This is a genomic window from Achromobacter mucicolens, assembly GCF_902859725.1.
GTDB lineage: Bacteria > Pseudomonadota > Gammaproteobacteria > Burkholderiales > Burkholderiaceae_B > Achromobacter > Achromobacter mucicolens.
The window spans coordinates 83,041-99,978 of the sequence record NZ_CADIJP010000015.1; the positions used below are offsets into that span (position 1 = coordinate 83,041).

10 protein-coding genes are annotated in these 16,938 nt (G+C 67.7%); 7 read left to right on the forward strand and 3 right to left on the reverse strand.

Annotation, left to right across the window (positions count from 1 at the left end; all coding sequences use genetic code 11):
- The first annotated feature begins 205 nt into the window (after window positions 1-205).
- Complete coding sequence (metH, locus tag HV786_RS19250; protein ID WP_128827063.1) at window positions 206-3,979, forward strand: methionine synthase; 3,774 nt, start codon at window positions 206-208, stop codon at window positions 3,977-3,979.
- A gap of 43 nt (window positions 3,980-4,022) precedes the next feature.
- Here the strand turns inward: metH and iaaH are convergent, their stop codons facing one another.
- Entirely contained in the window at window positions 4,023-5,477 is a 1,455-nt protein-coding gene (gene iaaH, locus HV786_RS19255) for an indoleacetamide hydrolase (RefSeq protein WP_175211576.1), read from the reverse strand.
- Between the two features lie 151 nt (window positions 5,478-5,628).
- Between iaaH and HV786_RS19260 the strand changes: the two genes are divergently transcribed.
- From HV786_RS19260 to HV786_RS19275, 4 genes are read left to right on the forward strand one after another with little or no spacing between them, the layout of a single operon-like run.
- Window positions 5,629-6,351: a FadR/GntR family transcriptional regulator gene (locus HV786_RS19260; RefSeq protein WP_175211578.1), complete on the forward strand. Its 723-nt coding sequence runs from the start codon at window positions 5,629-5,631 to the stop codon at window positions 6,349-6,351.
- A complete protein-coding gene (locus HV786_RS19265) occupies window positions 6,351-7,388 on the forward strand; it encodes an L-idonate 5-dehydrogenase (protein WP_128827061.1) in 1,038 nt (345 codons plus the stop codon). Before HV786_RS19260 ends, HV786_RS19265 begins: the two co-directional genes overlap by 1 nt.
- A 52-nt stretch (window positions 7,389-7,440) precedes the next feature.
- The gene (manD, locus tag HV786_RS19270) at window positions 7,441-8,652 is read left to right on the forward strand and encodes a D-mannonate dehydratase ManD (RefSeq protein WP_128827060.1); all 1,212 of its coding nucleotides are present in this window, start codon (window positions 7,441-7,443) and stop codon (window positions 8,650-8,652) included.
- On the forward strand, window positions 8,640-10,190 hold the full coding sequence (locus HV786_RS19275; protein ID WP_175211580.1) for a mannitol dehydrogenase family protein: 1,551 nt from the start codon (window positions 8,640-8,642) through the stop codon (window positions 10,188-10,190). Before manD ends, HV786_RS19275 begins: the two co-directional genes overlap by 13 nt.
- A gap of 37 nt (window positions 10,191-10,227) precedes the next feature.
- Here the strand turns inward: HV786_RS19275 and HV786_RS19280 are convergent, their stop codons facing one another.
- Window positions 10,228-10,998 (reverse strand): class I SAM-dependent methyltransferase, encoded by a 771-nt coding sequence (locus tag HV786_RS19280; protein ID WP_128829843.1) that lies wholly within the window; start codon window positions 10,996-10,998, stop codon window positions 10,228-10,230.
- Between the two features lie 90 nt (window positions 10,999-11,088).
- Here HV786_RS19280 and HV786_RS19285 point away from each other — a divergent pair, with 90 nt between their 5' ends.
- Complete coding sequence (locus HV786_RS19285) at window positions 11,089-11,913, forward strand: helix-turn-helix transcriptional regulator (protein WP_128829844.1); 825 nt, start codon at window positions 11,089-11,091, stop codon at window positions 11,911-11,913.
- Window positions 11,914-11,950: 37 nt separating this feature from the next.
- Here the strand turns inward: HV786_RS19285 and mutY are convergent, their stop codons facing one another.
- Window positions 11,951-13,033: an A/G-specific adenine glycosylase gene (mutY, locus tag HV786_RS19290; RefSeq protein ID WP_175211582.1), complete on the reverse strand. Its 1,083-nt coding sequence runs from the start codon at window positions 13,031-13,033 to the stop codon at window positions 11,951-11,953.
- 227 nt (window positions 13,034-13,260) lie between these two features.
- On the opposite strand from mutY, the gene HV786_RS19295 reads away from it, so the two are divergent.
- Complete coding sequence (locus HV786_RS19295; RefSeq protein WP_128829846.1) at window positions 13,261-16,875, forward strand: indolepyruvate ferredoxin oxidoreductase family protein; 3,615 nt, start codon at window positions 13,261-13,263, stop codon at window positions 16,873-16,875.
- Window positions 16,876-16,938 lie beyond the last annotated feature (63 nt).

Sequence of the window (16,938 nt, forward strand, 5' to 3'; positions counted from 1 at the left end):
TTTCCCGTTTACCTTTCGCACGCGGCGGGCAAGTGTTGCGTCCTTGCCCACCCTGTTGCGCCGAAAGCACCGGTTCGGGGCCGAAACTGTATCACCGCGAGGCGCGGGAAGGCCCATTTTGTTACGATCAGGGCTTGTTTTTTCAGCGTTTTTCGCTTTTTAGCCACAACCGCGCTGCCGTGGCCAACTCAATTTGGACCTGATCGTGTCGTATCCCCGCCTGCCGTACCCCCCCGAAGCCTATACCCGCGGCGGCGACTTTGCCCGCCTGCTGGGCAAGCGCATCCTGATCCTGGACGGCGCCATGGGCACCATGATCCAGCGCTACAAGCTGGGCGAAGCGGATTTTCGCGGCGAGCGCTTTGCCGATCACGGCAAGGACGTCAAGGGCAACAACGAGCTGCTGTCGCTGGTGCGCCCCGACGTCATCTCGGAAATCCACCGGCAGTACCTGGAAGCGGGCGCCGACGTCATCGAGACCAACACCTTCGGCGCCACCACGATCGCGCAAGGCGATTACGACCTGCCGGAATTGGCCTACGAGCTGAACCTGGTGTCGGCGCAGCTGGCGCGCGAGGCCTGTGACGCGTTCAGCACGCCGGACAAGCCGCGCTTCGTGGCCGGCGCGCTGGGGCCGCAGCCCAAGACGGCATCCATCTCGCCGGACGTGAACGATCCGGGCGCGCGCAACGTCACGTTCGACGAGCTGCGCGTCGCGTACATCGAGCAGCTCAATGGCCTGCTCGATGGCGGCATCGACATCGTCCTGATCGAAACCATCTTCGACACGCTGAACGCCAAGGCGGCCATCTTCGCCACCGAGGAAGTCTTCGAGGAACGCGGCATCCGCCTGCCGGTGATGATCTCCGGCACGGTGACCGACGCGTCCGGCCGCATCCTGTCGGGCCAGACGGTCGAGGCCTTCTGGAACTCGGTGCGTCACGCGCGTCCCGTCACCATCGGCCTGAACTGCGCGCTGGGCGCGGCGCTGATGCGCCCCTACGTGGCCGAACTGTCCAAGATCTGCGACACCTACGTCTGCGTGTATCCCAACGCCGGCCTGCCCAACCCCATGGCCGAGACCGGCTTTGACGAGACGCCCGCCGACACCTCGGCGCTGCTGGAGGAATTTGCGCGCGCGGGCCTGGTGAACATGTCGGGCGGCTGTTGCGGCACCACGCCGGATCACATCCGCGCGATCGCCGACAAGGTCACGGCGCTGACGCCGCGGGTCGTGCCCGAGGTGCCGGTCAAGACCCGACTGTCAGGCCTGGAACCCTTGAACATCGACGAGGACACGCTGTTCGTCAACGTGGGCGAACGCACCAACGTGACGGGCAGCAAGATGTTCGCCCGCCTGATCCGCGAAGAGAAATACGACGAGGCGCTGGCCGTGGCCCGCCAGCAGGTCGAGAACGGCGCGCAGATCATCGACATCAACATGGACGAGGCCATGCTGGATTCGGTGGCCTGCATGCACCGCTTCCTGAACCTGATCGCCTCCGAGCCTGACATTGCGCGCGTGCCGGTCATGATCGACAGCTCGAAGTGGGAAGTCATCGAGACCGGCCTGAAGTGCGTGCAGGGCAAGGCCGTGGTGAACTCGATCTCCATGAAGGAAGGGCTGGAGCCCTTCCGCCACCATGCGCGACTGTGCCGCCGCTACGGCGCCGCCGTGGTGGTGATGGCGTTCGATGAACTTGGCCAGGCCGACACGCTGGAGCGCCGCAAGGAAATCTGCGGCCGCGCCTACAAGATCCTGGTCGAGGAAGAAGGCTTTCCGCCGGAAGACATCATCTTTGACCCGAACGTTTTCGCGGTCGCCACCGGCATCGACGAGCACAACCACTACGCCGTGGACTTCATCGAAGGCACGCGCTGGATCCGCGAGAACCTGCCGCATGCCCGGATCTCGGGCGGCGTGTCCAACGTCAGCTTCTCGTTCCGCGGCAATGAGCCGATGCGCGAGGCCATCCACACTGTGTTCCTGTACTACGCGGTCAAGGAAGGCATGACGATGGGCATCGTCAACGCCGGCCAGTTGGGCGTGTACGCCGATCTGGACGCCACGCTGCGCGACCTGGTGGAAGACGTGGTTTTGGACCGCCCCGAGCCCGTGGGCAAGACCGACCCCGCCGACGAGCGCACGCCCACCGAACGCCTGGTGCAGTTTGCCGACACCGTGAAGGGTTCGGGCGCCAAGAAGGAAGAAGACCTGGCCTGGCGCAATGCCGAGGTCGAGCAGCGCCTGTCGCACGCGCTGGTGCACGGCATCACCGCCTTCATCGTGGAAGACACCGAAGAGGTGCGCCAGAAGATCGCCGCGCGCGGCGGCCGCCCCATCGAAGTGATCGAAGGCCCGCTGATGGACGGCATGAACGTCGTCGGCGACCTGTTCGGCGAAGGCAAGATGTTCCTGCCGCAGGTCGTGAAATCCGCGCGCGTGATGAAGCAGGCGGTGGCGCACCTGATTCCGTTCATCGAGGAAGAAAAGCGCCAGATCGCGGCTGCGGGCGGCGACGTGCGCGCCAAGGGCAAGATCGTCATCGCCACCGTCAAGGGCGACGTGCACGACATCGGCAAGAACATCGTGTCGGTGGTCCTGCAGTGCAACAACTTCGAGGTCGTGAACATGGGCGTGATGGTGCCCTGCGCGCAGATCCTTGAAAAAGCCAAGGAAGAGAACGCCGACATCGTCGGCCTGTCCGGCCTGATCACGCCCAGCCTGGAAGAGATGGCGTACGTGGCGTCCGAGATGCAGCGCGACGAATACTTCCGCAGCCGCAAGGTGCCGCTGATGATCGGCGGCGCCACCACCAGCCGCGTGCACACCGCCGTCAAGATTGCCCCGAACTACGAAGGCCCGGTCATCTATGTGCCGGACGCCAGCCGGTCGGTGGGCGTGGCCACCAACCTGATGTCGGACCAGTCGGAAGCCTATCTGACGGAGTTGGCCGAGGAATACGAAGACGTGCGCCGCCGCCACGCCAACCGCAAGGCGACGCCGATCCTGCCGCTGGCCGAGGCGCGCGCCTCGCGTCCGGCCATCGACTGGGACAACTACACGCCGCCGCGCCCCAAGTTCATCGGCCGGCGCACCTTCAAGAGCTACGACCTCGCCGAAATCGCGAAGTACGTGGACTGGGGCCCGTTCTTCCAGACGTGGAGCCTGTTCGGCCCGTACCCCGCCATCCTGCAGGACAAGGTGGTGGGCGAGCAGGCGCGCAAGGTCTTTGCCGACGGCCAGGCCATGATGAAGCGCATCGTCGAGGGCCGCTGGCTGACCGCCAACGGCGTCGTGGGCTTCTATCCGGCCAACAGCGTCAACGATGAAGACATCGAGGTCTACAAGGACGAGACCCGCAGCGAGGTGCTGTTCACGTACCGAAACCTGCGCCAGCAAGGCGCCAAGCGCGAAGGGGTCAGCAACAAGTCGCTGTCGGACTTCATTGCGCCCAAGTCCAGCGGCAAGCTCGACTACATCGGTATGTTCGCCGTCACGGCCGGTCTGGGCATCGAGAAGAAGGAAGCGGAATTCGAGAAGGCGCTGGACGACTACTCCAGCATCATGCTCAAGTCGCTGGCCGACCGCCTGGCCGAAGCCTTTGCCGAATGCCTGCACGCGCGCGTGCGCCAGGACCTGTGGGGCTACGCGCCCGACGAGGCCCTGTCCAACGAGGACATGATTGCCGAGAAGTACGTGGGCATCCGTCCCGCGCCGGGCTATCCCGCCTGCCCGGAACACGTGGTCAAGACGGATATGTTCCGCGTGCTGGACGGCGAGGACATCGGCATGATGCTGACGGACAGCTATGCGATGTACCCGGCCTCCAGCGTGTCGGGCTTTTACTTCAGCCACCCGCAGTCGCAATACTTCAACGTGGGCGTTATTGGCGAAGACCAGCTTCTGGACTACGCCCGCCGCAGCGGCCGCAGCATCGAAGACCTGAAGCGCACGCTGGCGCCCAACCTGGGCTGACGCGCCGGTCTACCGCTGAGTCCGAGGCGGGAGCTGGCTGGGGCTAAGGCTGGAACTGGGGCGCCGCGATGCGCCCCAGAATCTTTTCGACGGCCACGCCGATCGCGAGCACCTTGCGGTCCTCGCCCGGCAGGCCATCGATCTCCAATCCCACCGGCAGACCCTGCGCCGACAGCCCGGCCGGCACGCTCAGGCCGGGCAGGCCCGCGTTGCTGCCCGGATCCACGTTGCGCGCCAGGCGCGCGAAGGTTTCGAAGCCGCTGGCCTCGGGCGTGGCCGCGGGCGGCGGGACGGGCACGGTCGGAAACAGCAGGCCGTCCAGCGCGTGTTCCTTGAAAGCGCGGCGATAGACGTCGATGAGTTCGCGCCGGCCGCTTGCGATGGCATGTTCGTAGAGCGGTTGCAGTGGCAGCACCTGGCCGTCCGGCGTGGGCAGCACGCCCGGCACGATCAGGTTGTCAAAGATGCCTTTCACATCCGGGCTGGAAATCTGCGCGACCACCTCGTCAAAGCTCACGCCCACGTGATACCGCGCCAGATAGGCCGTCAGGTCGGGCTTCTGCTCAAACAGGCATAGTGGCATGCCCACCGCGGCGTTGGCAGCCGGAAGGTCCGGCATCTCCAAATCCACCAGCGTCACGCCGGCCCCGCGCAGCCGGTCCAATGCGGCTTCGGCCACCGTCCGGACTTCGGGGTCCAGGTCGGCCCAGAAATAGCCGGCCAACCCCAGGCGGATGTTTGCGGGGGGCAGGGGTGTCAGCGGCTCGGTCTGGCCCGTGAGCACCGCATCCAGCACGACGATGTCGGCCATGCCGTTGGCGATGGGCCCGGGCGTGTCACGCGTGTGCGAAATGGGCGTGATGCCCGCGCCGTCGTAGCGGCCCACGGAGGGACGAAAGCCTGCCGATCCATTCACTGAGGCGGGCAGGCGCACCGAGGCGCCGGTATCGGTGCCCAGCGCGGCTGGCGCCAGCCGCGCGCCCACCGCCGCACCGCTGCCCGACGACGAGCCGCCGGCGATCAGGCGCGCGTCATAGGCGTTGCGCGTGCCCTCGCCATCCGGTCCCGGAAAGGCGGTGTTGTAGCCGGACACCCCGAACGCCAGTTCATGCATGTTGGTCTTGCCCAGGATGACGGCGCCGGCTTCGCGCAACCGCTGCACGACGGGCGCGTCCTCGGCGGGACGGAAGTCCTTGAGCGCGGGCGTGCCGGCCGTGTTCGGCAGCCCGGCGACGTGGATGTTGTCCTTGATGGCGATGGGCACGCCGCCCAGCGGGCCGTTGCCGGGCGCCGCATCGTAGGCGCGCGCCTGCGCCAGGGCGCCGTCGCGGTCGACGGTGATGAATGCGTTCAGGTCCTGGCGGGCGTCGATGCGGTCCAGGCAGGCCTCGGTCAGCGCAACGCTGGTGAGGCGGCCCTCGCGGATGCGGGTTGCCGCCTCGGTGACGGTCAGGTCCGCCAGGTCGGCGGGCAAGGGCTGGTCGGTCGGGCTGGGCATGGCGCTTATTCCTTGGCTGTCGGTCGATCCGTATCTATACAGGGGTGGCGCGGGGGCTGTCGAGAGGTCTGCCGCGCCGCGCGTAGTGGAAAACCACGATGGCGAAAATTGGTGGACCAAATACGATTTGGTCAGACCAATTCAGGACGCCATGCCGTTGTACTCGCTAGCCAAACCCGAGGTTGCCTCCAGCCGCTCCGCGCCCGACCGCGGTTACCTGCGGCTGGCCGCGCAGATCCATGCGCTGGTGGCGCAGGGCGAATTTGCCGCCGGCCAGCGGCTGCCGGCTGAACGCGCGCTGGCCGAGCGCTTTGACGTCAGCCGCACGTCCGTGCGCGAGGCCATCATTGCGTTGGAACTGCAGGGCGTGGTGGAGGTGCGGGGCGGTTCGGGCATCTACGTCTGCGAGCCGGATGCGAGCCGGCCGCCCACGATGCCGGAGGCGGGCGCCGGCCCCTTCGAACTGCTGCGCGCGCGCTGCCTGATCGAATCCGAGATCGCCGCGCTGGCGGCCACCACCCGTACTGACGGGGACCTGGACCGCATTTTCGAGGCGCTGACGGCCATGCGCGACCGGATGACGGACAAGGACGCCAACGCCGAGGCCGACCGCCGCTTTCACCTGGGCATCGCCCAATCCACGGGCAACAGCGTGCTGCTGGCGACGGTGACTTCGATGTGGGACCAGGCGCGCGGCCCGGTCTGGGAAAAGATGGAACAGCATTTCCATACGCAGGCGTTGCGCCAGGCGTCCCAGGCCGATCACCAGCGCATCTTCGGCGCGCTGGTGGCCCGCGACGCGCGGCAGGCGCGGCAGGCGATGCACGATCACCTGGAACGGGTGATTGGCGAATTTGCACAAGGGTGGCGCTGATGCTCAATTGCATGATCCACGGGGCGCAAGACCTGCGCCTGGACACCTCCGATTCGCAGCCCTTGGGGCCGTCGCAGGTGCGTGTCGGCGTCAAGGCCGTCGGCATCTGCGGGTCGGACCTGCATTACTTCCGGCACGGCCGGGTGGGGGATTTTGTCATCTGTGAACCGCTGACGCCGGGGCACGAGGCGTCCGGGCAGGTGCTGGAGGTGGGTGCGGACGTGACGGCCGTCAAGCCGGGCGACCGCGTCGCCCTGGATCCGGCACGCACGTGCGGCGTGTGCCGCTATTGCCGGCAGGGCGATTCCAATCATTGCGAGGCCGTGCATTTCTTCGGCAGCGCCAGCCGCTATCCGCACATGCAGGGCGCGATGCGCGAAGAGGTGGTGGTGCAAGAGGGGCAATGCGTGCCGGTGCCGGATTCGCTGTCCTTCGAACTGGCCGCGTTTGGCGAACCGCTGGCAGTGGCGTTGCACGCGGTGCGCAGCGCGGGTTCGCTGCTGGGCAAGACGGCCATGGTGGTGGGGGCGGGCCCCATCGGCGCGCTGATTCTGATGGCGGCGCGGCTGGCAGGCGCCAGCCGGGTCATCGTGGTGGACATCGTGGACCAGACGCTGGCAGCGTGCGCGCGCGTGGGCGCGTCGCAAACCATCAACGCTGCCACGGACCCGGGCGCGCTGGACGCGCTGGCGGCGGGCAAGGGATCGGTGGACGTGTGCTTCGAGGCGTCGGGCAGCTACGCGGGACTGGCAAGCTGCCTGCGCGCGGCGCGTCCGCGCGGCGTTGTCGTCACGGTGGGCACGCTGTCCGGCAGCAGCGAGGCGTGCCCCTTGAACCAGATCATGGTCAAGAGCCTGACGTGCGTCGGCAGCTTCCGATTTGTGAACGAATACGCGATGGCCGTGGATTGCCTGGCGCGCGGCCTGATCGATGTGTCGCCGCTGCTGACGGCGGCCGTGCCGGTTGCGCGCGTGCACGACGCCTTCGCGCTGGCGGGCGACCGCAACCAGGCGATGAAAGTGATGGTGATGTTCTGATCCCGCGGCCGCCCCGCGCGGCCGTCCCTCTCTCCTGTAGCCGGAAGCCACGATGAAGATTACGAATGCACGCGTGATTGTCTGTTGTCCGGGCCGCAACTTCGTGACCCTGAAGATCGAAACCGACCAGGGCCTGACCGGCATCGGCGACGCGACGCTGAACGGGCGCGAGCTGGCGGTGGCGGCCTACCTGACCGAGCATGTCATCCCGTGCCTGATCGGGCGCGACGCGCATCAGATCGAGGACATCTGGCAGTACCTGTACAAGGGCGCGTATTGGCGGCGCGGGCCGGTCACCATGACCGCCATCGCGGGCGTGGACACGGCGCTGTGGGACCTGAAGGCCAAGGCTGCCGGCATGCCGCTGTACCAGCTTCTGGGCGGCAAGAGCCGCAGCGGCGTGATGGTCTACGGCCACGCCAACGGTTCGGACATCGAGCACACCGTGGACGAAGTGCTGCGCTACGCCGACATGGGTTATCGCGCCATCCGCGCGCAGAGCGGCGTGCCGGGGTTGGAGAAGGTGTACGGCGTGGGCCGGGGCACGTTGTTCTACGAGCCCGCCGACGCGGACCTGCCCAGCGAGCATGACTGGTCCACCGAAAAGTATCTGCGCCACGCGCCGCAGCTGTTCGAACGCATCCGCGAGAAGCTGGGTTTCGAGCACCATCTGCTGCACGACGTGCATCACCGGCTGACCCCCATCGAGGCCGCGCGCCTGGGCAAGTCGCTGGAACCTTACAGCCTGTTCTGGATGGAAGACGCCACGCCCGCTGAAAACCAGGAGGCGTTCCGGCTGATCCGCCAGCACACCACCACGCCGCTGGCGGTGGGCGAAGTTTTCAACACGATCTGGGACTGCAAGGATCTGGTGCAGAACCAGCTTATCGACTATATCCGCACCACGGTCGTCCACGCGGGCGGCATCACGCATCTGCGCCGCATTGCCGACATGGCCTCGCTCTACCAGGTGCGCACCGGCTGCCACGGCGCCACGGACCTGTCGCCGGTCTGCATGGGCGCGGCGTTGCACTTTGATCTGTGGGTGCCGAATTTCGGCATCCAGGAGTACATGCGGCATACCGACGAAACGGATGCCGTCTTCCCGCACGCCTACACGTTCGAGCAGGGCATGCTGTATCCGGGCGAGGCCCCGGGCCACGGCGTCGATATCGACGAGAAGCTGGCGGCGCGGTACCCCTATCAGCGCGCGTACCTGCCCGTGAACCGGTTGCAGCACGACGGCACGCTATGGAACTGGTAGGGGCAGGCGGCCGGCTGAACGCGGGGACGCTGGACGGCTTGCCCGCGCACGTGGCGCGTCCCGGTTTTGACCGGGCCGCGCTTGGCATCGGCATCGTGCATTTGGGCCTGGGCGCCTTTGCGCGGGCGCATCTGGCTGCCGTGAACGACGCCGCGCTGCGCGCGGGCGCGAGTACGGATTGGGGCATCTGCGGCGTGTCGCTGCGCCAGACCGATACGCGCGACGCATTGGCGCCGCAGGACGGCCTTTATGCGCTGGCGCTGCGCGATGCCGGCGCCAGCGGTGCGCCCCGGCAACGCCTTGGCGTGATCGGCTGCCTGCGCGAGACGCTGGTCGCGCCCGAGGATCCGCAAGCCGTGCTGGACCGCATTGCGGCGCCCGGCACACGCATCGTCAGCATCACGGTCACCGAGAAGGGCTATTGCCACGATCCGGCCAGCGGCCGTTTGAATCCGGACCATCCCGACATCGTTCACGACCTTGCGCACCCTGCATCGCCGCGCGGCGTCATCGGGTTCCTTGCGCACGGCCTGCAACGGCGCCGCGCCGCGGGCCTGGCACCGGTCACGGTGATGTCGCTGGATAACCTGCCCGCCAATGGCCACCTGCTGCGCGCGCTGGTGCTTACGTTTGCGGCGCGCCTGGACGCCGGGTTGGCCGAGTGGATCGCGTCGGCGTGCACGTTTCCGTGCTCGATGGTCGACCGCATCGTGCCGCGCACGACGGACGCGGACCGCCAGGAGATCGCTGCGGCGCTGGGCGTGCGAGACGCCTGGCCGGTAGTGGCCGAGCCTTATCTGGAATGGGTCGTCGAAGACCGGTTTGTGGCAGGCCGGCCGGACTGGACCGCGGGCGGCGCGCGCTTCGTGGCGGACGCGGCGCCGTTCGAAACGCTGAAGCTGCGCATGGTCAACGGTGCGCATTCGGCGTTGGCGTATCTGTCGGTGATGGCGGGGTGGGCCACCGTGGACGAGGCGATGGCGCAGCCGGGCATGCGGCGCTTTCTGCGCGCGCTGATGGGCCAGGAGATCGAGCCGACGCTGCCGCCGCTGCCGGGGCTGGATCTGGCAGCGTACGGGGAAGGGCTGCTGCATCGGTTTGCCAATCCGGCGCTCAGGCACCAGACGCGGCAGATCGCGATGGACGGTTCGCAGAAATTGCCGCAGCGGCTGCTCGGCACCGTGCGCGACCGGCTGGCGGTAGATGCGCCGATCCCCGGGTTGGCGCTGGCGGTGGCGGGATGGCTGCAGTTCCTGCGCGGGGCGGATGAGGCGGGGCGCGTCTACGAGATCCAGGATCCGATGGCCCAAGCGCTGGCGCAGCGGCGTGAGCTGGCCGAGCAGGCGGCGCGGCAGGCGGGCGAGGGGCCGGCGGCGATGCTGGCCTGGGCGGACGTGATGACCGGCTTTGAACCGGTGTTCGGAGACCTGGGACAGGAACCGCGATTCGTGAGGGCGGTAGGCGCGGCTGCGCAGTTGCTGCGCAGCCTGGGTGTCGCGGGCGCCTTGTCCGCGATGCATCGCGCGTCGGCGGGTTGACGGCGCCGGCGCCTGCGGGCCGACTCAGGCTTGCCGTTCAGCCCGGCTTGCGCACCACGATCGTCGCCGTGTCGCTGGTGAACGAGGCATCGTCGCGCACGTCGAAGTGCGCGCGCACGACGTCCGGCGCGAGGCCGAACATGTGGCGCAGCGCTGCGACCAGCGTGTCGGGCGTGCGCATGCGCGTCACCCACGACTGGAATTCCAGCGGCAGGCGGCGCGGCGCCAGTTCCTGCAGCGTGAAGCCGGCCTCGGTAAGCATGCGGGTCCATTCGGCCACCGAGTAGTCGCGCACGTGCGAGGTGTCGCGCAGCACCTCGATGGTTTGCAGCCAGGTGTCCAGCAGCGGCTCGCCCGGCGACACCACGTCGGCGAACACGGCGATGCCGCCCGGCTTGAGCACGCGGAAGGCCTCGCGCAGGCCGCGCCCGGCGTCCTGCCAGTGGTGGGTGGAATAGCGCGACATCACCAGGTCGAACTCGCCGTCGCCAAAGGGCAGGTACTCGGCCTTGCCCTGACGGGTGACCAGATTGGCCAGGCCACGTTTGACGGCTTCGGCGGCGACGACGTCCAGCATCTGCTGCGACAGGTCGTAGGCGGTCACTTGCGCGACTTGCGGGGCCACGTGAAAGCTCACGTGGCCGCCGCCACAGCCCAGATCCAAGACGCGCGCGGCGGGGTGCTGGCCGGCAATGGCGGCCATCTGAACCAGGTCTTCGCCTTGCGCGTGCACGGCGCTGGTCAGGTAGGCGGCGGCGCGGGGGCTGAATTGGCGGTCGACGGCGGCGTCGTGGGTGCTGGCGGTCATGAGGGGTCCTTGTGTCGGGAACGCGAAAAGGGTGCAGGCGCTAAGATAGGCGGGCCCGTATACACGTACAAGCCCATTGCTCATCCTGGTATGAATACTTCCCCCCAGCCCGTCACGCCCGGCCACGAAGGCTCTCATCTGCGCCGCCATGCGCTGGGCGAGTTCGTGCGCAGCGCCCGGTCGCGCATCACGCCGCAGATGGCCGGCCTGCCCGAGGGATCCCGGCGGCGAACGCCGGGGTTGCGGCGCGAAGAGGTGGCGCAGCTTTGCGGCATCAGCGTCACCTGGTACACGTGGATCGAGCAGGGGCGCGAGGTGTCGGTGTCGCCGTCGGTGTGGTCGCGCATCGCCGGCGTGCTGCAACTGGCGCGGGCGGAACGCGCCTATCTCTTTGACCTGGCCGATTGCGCCGACCCGCAGCACGCCCGCGACGACGCCGGCGGCGCGCCGGGCCCGCTGCAGGAATGCGTGAACGCGATCAATGCGCCGGCGTATGTGCTGGACCGCGCCTGGAACGTGCTGGCGTGCAATGCGCCGCTGGTCGACCTGTTCGACCACTGGCCCGAACGCGACCCCGCCCCGAACCTGCTGCGATACATCTTCCTGGACTCCGCCGCGCGCGAGCTGGTGGTCGACTGGGACCAGCGCGCCCGCCGCGTGGTGGCCGAATTTCGCGCCGACGCGGGCGCGCACCTGGACGAACCGGCTGTGCTGGCGCTGCTGGACAGCCTGAGCCGGCAAAGCGTGGTCTTCTCACACTGGTGGACCCGCCACGCGGTGGTCGAACGCGAAGGCGGCCTGCGCGAATTCCAGCACCCGCGCCGCGGCAAGCTGGCGTATCAGCAGATCACCTTCCGCCTGGCGACGCACCCGGATCTGAAACTGGTGATGCTGCTGAGCGGGGCGGGTGTCTGATTCCGGTCAAGCCCACACCGGCCAACCCGCCCGGTCTCTAGGCCGCGTTTTCCTCGTCAAACAGGCTGTCCTGCATCCCGGCATCCACCAGCCCTTGCAGCAGCTTCTTGACCGGCGCGGGCAGCGCCATCGTCCCCAGCTTGTCCGCCGGCACCCAGCGCTCCGGGAGCGCCGGTTCGCGCAGGGCGACCGCGCGCACGGGCACGAGCCACGGACGGATGTGCAGGCGGTAATGCGTGAACGTGTGGGCGAAAGCGGCAAGTTCGAAGCGCTGCTCCGGCTCCAGCCCCAAAGCGCGTGATGCGCTGTCGGGGTCGCCTGCCGCGTCGAATTCGGGCAGGCTCCACAGCCCGCCCCAGATACCGGGTTCGGGACGCTGCTGCAGCAGGAAAGCGCCCTTGTGCCGCAGCACCAACATACAGGTCTCGCGCTCGGGAATCGCCTTGCGCACCTTGGGCGTGGGCAGCTCTGCCTGACGCCCCTCGCGGCGGGCGACGCAGGTCTCTGCCACGGGGCATCTGTCGCAGGCGGGCTTGCCGCGTGTGCAGAGCGTGGCGCCCAGGTCCATCAGCCCCTGCGTGTACGCCGCCATGTCCAGCCCGGGCGCGGCGTCCACCTGCGCATGCGCCAGCGTCCAGAGACGCTGCTCGACCTCGCGCTTGGCCGGGTCGCCCGCGATGCCGAAGTGGCGTGTGAACACGCGCTTGACGTTGCCGTCCATGATGGGCGAACGCTCGCCGTTCGAAAACGCGGCAATGGCCGCGGCGGTCGACCGGCCGATACCCGGCAGCGTGGCGATGGCCTCGGCGGTGGGCGGAAAGCGGCCGTCCCAGTCGCGCACGATTTCTTGCGCGCAGCGGTGCAGGTTGCGGGCGCGGGCGTAATAGCCCAGGCCGGCCCAGTACGGCATCACGTCTTCCTGAGACGCGGCGGCCAGCGCCGCGACGTCCGGAAAGCGTTGCAGAAAGCGCTCGTAGTAGGGGATGACGGTGGCTACCTGGGTCTGCTGCAGCATGATTTCGGATAGCCAGATCCGGTAGGGATCCCGGGTGTTCTGCCAGGGGAGATCGTGGCGGCCGTGCTGGCGCTGCCAGGCGACGATGCGAGGGGCGAAGTCCATGCCGGCAATTATCGCATCGCCCTATTGCCCGCCCGTGGGCCAGGGGGTACAACCGAAAGGACTAGCGTCAGCTGGCCCTATTTTTTTGGCCGGCCGGCGCGGCAAGCGCGATTCGGCCCGCAGAAGGCGTGAACGCATCAGGACTTCACTTTCACGGCCCTTGCTGGCCCGCGTGCGTTCTGTGGAGCTGCGCGCCGCTTGTTGGGGCATCCGATGTTGGAGTAGACATGAATGCCCCCCTCACGCCCGCCGTCCGCGCGGCGCTCGAATCTGTTCAGCTCGACGACAAATACACCCTGCAGTCCGGCCGCGCCTGGATGAGTGGCATCCACGCGCTGGTGCGTCTGCCCATGATGCAGCGCGTGCGCGATGCGCAAGCAGGGTTGAATACGGCGGGATTCGTGTCGGGGTACCGGGGCTCGCCGCTGGGCGGCGTCGACCAGAACATGTGGAAGGCCGCCGCGCATCTGAAGGCGCACCACGTCGAGTTCCAGCCGGGCATCAATGAGGACCTGGCCGCGACGGCGGTGTGGGGCACGCAGCAGGTGAACCTTTTTCCCGGCGCAAAGTACGACGGCGTGTTCGGCATGTGGTACGGCAAGGGGCCGGGGGTGGACCGCTGCGGCGACGTCTTCAAGCATGCCAACGCGGCGGGCACGGCGCGCCACGGCGGCGTGCTGGTGGTGGCGGGCGATGACCACCCCGCCAAGTCGTCGACCCTGCCGCATCAGAGCGACCACATCCTGAAGGCTTGCATGATCCCAGTGCTGTTCCCGTCCAGCGTGCAGGAGGTGCTGGACTACGGCCTGCACGGCTGGGCGATGAGCCGGTACGCGGGGGTGTGGGTCGGCATGAAGTGCATCACCGACATCGTGGAGGTATCGGCGTCGGTGGACGTGGATCCGCACCGGGTGCGCATCGTGCTGCCCGAGGATTTCCAGCTGCCGCCGGACGGCCTGAACATCCGGCTGCCGGACACGCCGTTGCAGCAGGAAGCGCGGCTCTTGGACTACAAACTGTACGCGGCGCTGGCCTATGCGCGCGCCAACGGGTTGAACCGGGAGCTCTGGGAGGTGCCGCAGCAGGCGGCGCGCTTTGGCATCATGACCTCGGGCAAGGCCTATCTGGACACGCGCCAGGCGCTGTCGGACCTGGGGCTGTCCGAAGACGTGTGCCGGCGTATTGGCGTGCGGCTGTTCAAGGTGGGCATGGTGTGGCCGCTGGAGTCCGCGGGCACACAGCGGTTCGCGGAAGGACTGGACGAGATCCTGGTCGTCGAGGAAAAGCGTCAGGTGCTGGAGTATCAGCTGAAGGAGGAGCTGTTCAGCTGGATTGGCAGCGGCAAGAAGATTCCGCGGGTGGTGGGCAAGTTCGACGACAAGGACGGCGGCGAATGGTCGGTGCCGCAGGGCAACTGGCTGCTGCCGGCGCATTACGAGTTTTCGCCCGCGATGGTTGCCAAGGCGATCGCGGCGCGCCTATTGCGTTTCGCGTTGCCGGACGACGTGCGCGCGGGCATCGAGGCGCGGGTGGAATTCATCCGTGCGCGCGAAGCGGCGCTGGCGCGTCCGCGCGTGGTCGAGGAGCGCAAGCCCTGGTTCTGTTCGGGCTGTCCGCACAACACGTCGACGCGCCTGCCGGAGGGGTCTCGCGGCATGGCGGGCATCGGTTGCCACTACATGGTGCGATGGATGGACCGCGGCACGGACGTTTTCACGCAGATGGGCGGCGAGGGCGTGCCGTGGCTGGGGCAGGCGCCCTTTACCGAGGAAAAGCACGTGTTTGCGAACCTGGGCGATGGCACCTACTTCCATTCGGGGCTGCTGGCGATTCGGGCAGCGGTGGCGGCCAAGGCGCCAATCACGTACAAGATCCTCTTCAACGACGCGGTCGCGATGACGGGCGGGCAGCCGGTGGACGGCCCGATCAGCGTGCCGATGATCACGCGCCAAGTGGCGGCCGAGGGCATCGAGAAGATCGTGGTGGTGACGGACGACCCCGGCAAGTACGTGGAGGTGTCGGACCTGGCGCCGGGTGTGCCGGTGCGACATCGCGACGAACTGGACGCGGTGATGCGCGAGCTGCGCGAGCATCCGGGCGTGTCGGTACTGATCTACGACCAGACCTGCGCCACGGAAAAGCGCCGCCGCCGCAAGCGCAATGCCTATCCGGATCCGGCGCGCCGCGCGGTCATCAATGACCGGGTGTGCGAGGGGTGTGGCGACTGCTCGGCGAAGTCGAACTGTCTGTCGGTGGAGCCGCTGGAGACCGAGTTCGGGCGCAAGCGCAAGATCAATCAGTCAAGCTGCAACAAGGACTTTTCCTGTCTGAAGGGCTTTTGCCCAAGCCTGGTGACGGTGGAAGGCGGCAAGCTGAGAAGGCCGCAGGCGCTGGCGCAATCGGGCGGCGCGCCGGACGAGGGTGTGCCCCTGCCGCGCCCGCACGGCCTGGACGTGCCTTACGGCGTGTTCATCGCGGGGGTGGGCGGCACGGGCGTGGTGACGATCGGCCAGTTGCTGGGCATGGCGGCGCACCTGGAGGGCAAGGGCTGTTCGGTGCTGGACATGGCGGGGCTGGCGCAGAAGGGCGGCGCGGTGTTTTCCCACGTGGTGCTGGCGGGGTCGCCGGACCATCTGCTGAATACGCGGGTGGCGATGGGCGAGGCAGACCTGCTGCTGGCGGGCGATCTGGTGGTGGCGACGAGTCCGGAGGCGATGGCCCGGGTGACGCCAGGCCGCACGCATGTGTTGCTCAATAGCGATACGGCGCCGACGGCGGCGTTCGTGTCGAACCCTTCGTGGACGCTGCCGGGCGCGAGCCTGACTTCGGATCTGCAAAGCGCGTGCGGCAAGGACAACCTGGCCGCGGTGGACGCAGCCGCGATGGCGGTGGTGCTGTTGGGCGATGCGATCTACTCAAATCCGCTGATGATGGGCTACGCATTTCAGAAGGGCTGGATACCGCTGTCGCGCGAGGCGCTGTTGCGGGCGATCGAACTGAACGGCCAGCAGGTGGCGAACAATCTTGCGGCATTCGCATGGGGGCGCCGCGCGGCGCACGAGCCGGCGGCGGTGGCGCGTCTGATGGCCAACGGCGGCGTGTCGCCCGCGCAGCCGGATGACATCATCGAGATCACGCGGCCGCGAGCGCCGACGCCAGTGGCGGACTTGAAGCAGCCGGCGGGCGAACTGGCGCGGATGGTGGCGGTGCGCGAGGCGTTCCTGACGCAGTACCAGGACGCGGCGTATGCAAAGCAGTACACGGATCTGGTGAACAAGGTGACGCTGGCGGAGCGGGAGGCGACGGGCACGAACCGATTGGCACTGGCGGTGGCGCGCTATTACTTCAAGCTGATGGCCTACAAGGACGAGTACGAAGTCGCGCGGCTGTACTCGGACGGGGAGTTTGTGAAGCGGGTGGGTGAGCAGTTCGAGGGGGATTGGAAGCTGCGCTTTCACCTGGCGCCTCCGGTGTTTGCGCGGCGGGACAAGGACGGGCATCTGATGAAGCGGGCTTACGGGCCGGGGATGCTGAAGGTGTTTGGCGTGCTGGCGCGGATGCGGTTCCTGCGGGGGTCGCGGTTCGATCCGTTCGGGTATACGAAGGAGCGGCGGGCGGAGCGGGCGTTGATCCAGGAGTATCGGGAGACGATGACGGCGATCTTGGGGAAGTTGAATCGCGGGAATCTGGATAAGGCGGTGGCGCTGGCTAGCGTGCCCGAGGAGATTCGCGGGTACGGGCATGTGAAGGAGGCGTCGATGGCGCGGGCTGAGGCGACGCGGGAGGAGTTGTTGAAGGGGTTTACCGCGAGGGTGGTGGCGATTGGGGTTCGGGCGGCTTGAATCGTGATGGTTGCTGGCTGACGGCTGATGGCTGCCGGCGGTGGGAAAGGTTCTTTAGACGCC

Bases quoted from the DNA above. Each gene is read 5' to 3' on its own strand.
- HV786_RS19260 (WP_175211578.1), top strand. From the start codon at position 5,629: ATGCCGTTGTACTCGCTAGCCAAACCCGAGGTTGCCTCCAGCCGCTCC.
- HV786_RS19285 (WP_128829844.1), top strand. From the start codon at position 11,089: ATGAATACTTCCCCCCAGCCCGTCACGCCCGGCCACGAAGGCTCTCAT.
- HV786_RS19295 (WP_128829846.1), top strand. From the start codon at position 13,261: ATGAATGCCCCCCTCACGCCCGCCGTCCGCGCGGCGCTCGAATCTGTT.
- HV786_RS19265 (WP_128827061.1), top strand. From the start codon at position 6,351: ATGCTCAATTGCATGATCCACGGGGCGCAAGACCTGCGCCTGGACACC.
- iaaH (WP_175211576.1), bottom strand. From the start codon at position 5,477: ATGCCCAGCCCGACCGACCAGCCCTTGCCCGCCGACCTGGCGGACCTG.
- HV786_RS19280 (WP_128829843.1), bottom strand. From the start codon at position 10,998: ATGACCGCCAGCACCCACGACGCCGCCGTCGACCGCCAATTCAGCCCC.
- manD (WP_128827060.1), top strand. From the start codon at position 7,441: ATGAAGATTACGAATGCACGCGTGATTGTCTGTTGTCCGGGCCGCAAC.
- mutY (WP_175211582.1), bottom strand. From the start codon at position 13,033: ATGGACTTCGCCCCTCGCATCGTCGCCTGGCAGCGCCAGCACGGCCGC.
- HV786_RS19275 (WP_175211580.1), top strand. From the start codon at position 8,640: ATGGAACTGGTAGGGGCAGGCGGCCGGCTGAACGCGGGGACGCTGGAC.